Genomic DNA, 3,678 nt, shown 5'->3' with positions numbered 1-3,678 from the left:
AGGTTCACCGTGGAGGATGTGCATGACCCCGTCACAAGAGATACGGTTGTGAAGAAAGGGCAGGAGATCGACGAAGAGGTTGCCCAGAGGGTCATAGAAGCCGGCATCGATAAGGTAAAGATACGGTCCGTCCTCACGTGCCGTGCAAAATTCGGTGTCTGCGCAAAGTGTTACGGAAGGGACCTCGCCAGGGGCGAGGTAGTCGGAATAGGGGAGGCGGTCGGCATCATCGCCGCCCAGTCTATCGGAGAACCGGGTACCCAGCTGACCATGAGGACGTTCCATATCGGTGGCGCCGCCAAGGTGATGGAGCAGGCGGTTCGTGATGCGAAGAACAATGGCAAGGTGAAGTTTATAGACATAAACGCGGTTAGAAACAGAGAAGGTGCCCTTGTTGTAATCAACCGAAATGCTCTCATAGCAATTGTTGACGGCCAGGGAAGAGAACGAGAGAAGTACAATCTCGTCTATGGTGCCAAGCTGAAGGTCGAGGAGAACCAGAAGGTCGAAGCCGGTCAGAGGCTCGTTGAGTGGGACCCCTATTCAACCCCCTTGCTGACTGAAGTCGGGGGAAGGGTCGCCCTCGGTGACATCGTAGAAGGCTTATCGGTGAAGGAAGTGGTCGACGAGATTACCGGGCTTTCTCACAAAGTCATCGTTGATTACCCCGGCGCGATGAGGCCGAGGATATCCATAAAAGATGAGCACGGGAAGGCGACCCTGAAGATACCGGGAGGCCAGAATCTCGCGCGCTATATGCTGCCCTCGGGGGCACATATCCTCGTCGACAAAGGAAGCATCGTTTACCCCGGCGATATCCTCGCAAAGATACCGAGGGAGACGACAAAGACCAAGGATATCACCGGCGGTCTTCCCAGGGTTGCGGAACTCTTCGAGGCCCGGCGGCCCAAAGAGCAGGCGATGGTAACCGAGATCGACGGTGTCGTTGAGTTCAGGGGTACACACAAAGGGATGCGCGCCGTTGTCGTGAAGGGCGGGGATGAGCAGAGGGAATACCTCATTCCGAAGGGAAAACACGTGACTGCCCATGAGGGCGACTGGGTAAGGGCGGGTGAGCCGCTCATGGACGGTGCGGTGAACCCGCACAGCATCCTCGATATCCTCGGGCCTCAGGAACTCCAGAGGTATCTCGTGGACGAGGTCCAGAAGGTTTACCGGCTCCAGGGCGTCTCTATTAACGACAAGCATATCGAGGTTATCGTGCGGCAGATGATGAGGAAGGTGAGGGTAGAAGACCCCGGGGATACGATGTTCCTCATCGGAGAGCAGATGGACAGGGCGGTCTTCCAGGAGGAGAACGAAAAGGTCAAGGCGAAAGGCGGCGTCCCGGCGCAGGGCAAGCCCCTTCTCCTCGGTATTACCAAGGCGTCGCTGACCACGGAGAGCTGGGTTTCGGCCGCCTCTTTCCAAGAGACGACGAGGGTGCTCACCGAAGCAGCGATTAATGCCCAGATCGATGCACTGAACGGATTGAAGGAGAATGTGATCATGGGGAGGATAGTACCGGCAGGCACCGGCATGCAGAGATACCGCAATACCTTTGTGAAGAGGGAATTCCAGCCACTCCTCTCTTCCGAGGCGCAGCCTGAGGAAACGTAGCCGGAATGTAGATGCGGCGTAAGAACCCGGGATTGAGATACAAATGGAGAGAGGGTCATCGGTAAAGGACGATGGCCCTCTCTTTTTTCCTGGGAAGACGGGCGGCAAGCGCAAGATGAAAGATCGGCAGGGTGTGTATTTCGTAGCGGACGCAATGCTCGGTCGTCTTGCGCGGTGGCTGAGGCTTCTCGGTTTTGACACACTCTATGATTCTCGCATGCCCGACGGTGACCTGCTCAGGATAGCACTGAGAGAGGGGAGGGTTCTCCTCACAAGGGACAGTCATTTCGAGAAGATGAAAGCCTTGGAAAACCTTTTCATGGTTCACTCTGACAATACTCTCGAGCAGCTCATCGAGGTGCTTGGGGCATTCGGTTCCTCGGGTTGTTCTCTCGATATCCCCGGCCGCTGTTCGAGATGCAACGGAGCCCTCGATAGGGTGGTTGAAAAGGGTGAAGTGAGAGATAGCGTGCCCGAGTATGTCTTCTTACTCCGGAATGACTTCCTGAGATGCCGTGCCTGCGGCCACATCTACTGGGAAGGGACGCATCTGAAGAGATTCAGGATGATGATTGATGGAATACTGAAGAAACCCGAGGCAGGGAAGGTGCGTTGATGAATCGTTTGAGGAAACAGTTTGTCTTTTCCCTCGTCCTTATCGTGATCGTCATCCTGAGCGGGACAATCGGCTATATGGGAATAGAAAGGTGGACGGTATTCGATTCCCTCTATATGACCGTTACCACGATAACAACCGTTGGTTACGGTGAAGTCCACCCCCTTTCGGACATGGGGAGGCTCTTCACCCTGGTTCTCATCGTCTTTGGCGTCAGCACAATACTTTACACCTTCAATAATGCGGCGAGAATCGTGATTGAAGGGGAGATACAGGAGATTTTCGGGAGGAAGAAATTGGAAAAAAAGATCAAGGGATTACGGAACCACTATATTGTCTGTGGCTATGGCAGGATGGGAAAGGTTATCTGTAAGGAACTGAAGGAGAAGGAGGCAAATTTTGTTGTTGTAGAGAAGGAACAGATCGCCCCCGATACCTCTGGCGGTGACGTGCTTTTCATCCGGGGAGATGCGACGAGGGATGAGGTGTTGAAAGAGGCCGGTATTGAAAGGGCTACCGGTCTTATATCGGTCCTCTCGACTGACGCGGAGAATCTTTATGTCGTACTGAGTGCCCGGGTACTGAATCCGGCACTGAGTATCGTTGCGCGTGCCGGCGAAGAAGGCTCTGAAGAGAAACTCCTCAGGGCAGGCGCGGATCGAGTCGTCTCTCCCTATTACATCGGGGGATTGAGAATTGCCCACAGTGTGCTGAAACCCGCAGTGGTCGACTTCATCGAGTTTGCGACAAGGTCGGGAAATATCGATCTCCAGATGGAGGAGATTTTCGTTCAAGAGGGGTCGAAAATAGCGGGGTCGACCCTCGATGAATGCGGCATAGGGAGGGAGCTCGGTATCATTATCGTTGCCATAAAGAGGAGCGATGGCGAGATGCTCTTCAACCCCACCTTCAGGACGTCAATCAAGTCAGGCGACGTTCTTATCGCATTGGGGGAACGCTCCAAGTTGAGGGTGCTGGAAGATATGGCGGGGAGACTCTGAGAGATGCATTCTGAGGAAGAGAGAAGTGAGCGAACGGGGGCGCCTACGGTGAAGTTAACCCCTCTGAGGATCAGCATCATTTATGCCGTTGTCGGCGGACTGTGGATACTCTTCTCCGATAATCTCCTCGCCTTTCTCCTGAGAGACGTTCCGACGCTCATGAAGTTTTCTCTTCTTAAGGGGTGGCTCTACGTCGTCGTAACGGCCTGGATGCTCTACCTCCTCATTCGGCGGTACGAGATCGAAAGAAGACGAAGGGAAGATTTTTCACGCAGTCAGGAACAACGGTATCAGAACCTTGTTGAAACCGAGAGAGACGTCATCTACTCCCTTTCGACCGATGGTTCGATTACGTCGCTGAACCCGTCTTTTGAAAAGACTACGGGTTTTCGATCAGCCGATCTCATCGGCGAGAACTTTGCTCGCCTGGTGCACCCGGAC

General features: G+C 54.2%; 4 protein-coding genes. All 4 read left to right on the top strand.

All coding sequences use genetic code 11. The annotated features are described in order from the left end of the window. Nucleotides 1-1,620, top strand: a 1,620-nt coding sequence (locus VEI96_02270) for a DNA-directed RNA polymerase subunit beta' (GenBank protein HXX56810.1), incomplete at its 5' end; no start/stop codon positions are given. A 115-nt stretch (nucleotides 1,621-1,735) separates the two neighbouring features. Continuing rightward, the gene (locus tag VEI96_02265; GenBank protein HXX56809.1) at nucleotides 1,736-2,236 is read left to right on the top strand and encodes a Mut7-C RNAse domain-containing protein; all 501 of its coding nucleotides are present in this window, start codon (nucleotides 1,736-1,738) and stop codon (nucleotides 2,234-2,236) included. Beyond that, nucleotides 2,236-3,237 (top strand): potassium channel protein, encoded by a 1,002-nt coding sequence (locus VEI96_02260; protein HXX56808.1) that lies wholly within the window; start codon nucleotides 2,236-2,238, stop codon nucleotides 3,235-3,237. Before VEI96_02265 ends, VEI96_02260 begins: the two co-directional genes overlap by 1 nt. Before the next feature lie 48 nt (nucleotides 3,238-3,285). Further along, nucleotides 3,286-3,678: PAS domain S-box protein (locus VEI96_02255; protein HXX56807.1), on the top strand; the 393-nt coding region annotated here is incomplete at its 3' end.

It is taken from the genome of Thermodesulfovibrionales bacterium (assembly GCA_035622735.1).
GTDB lineage: Bacteria > Nitrospirota > Thermodesulfovibrionia > Thermodesulfovibrionales > UBA9159 > DASPUT01.
The sequence above is the reverse complement of the archived record's forward strand: the minus strand, read 5'-3'. Positions and strand labels throughout refer to the sequence as shown.

What these genes read in the sequence shown, in the direction of transcription:
- VEI96_02265 (HXX56809.1), top strand. Translation starts at nt 1,736, where the DNA reads ATGAAAGATCGGCAGGGTGTGTATTTCGTAGCGGACGCAATGCTCGGT.
- VEI96_02260 (HXX56808.1), top strand. Translation starts at nt 2,236, where the DNA reads ATGAATCGTTTGAGGAAACAGTTTGTCTTTTCCCTCGTCCTTATCGTG.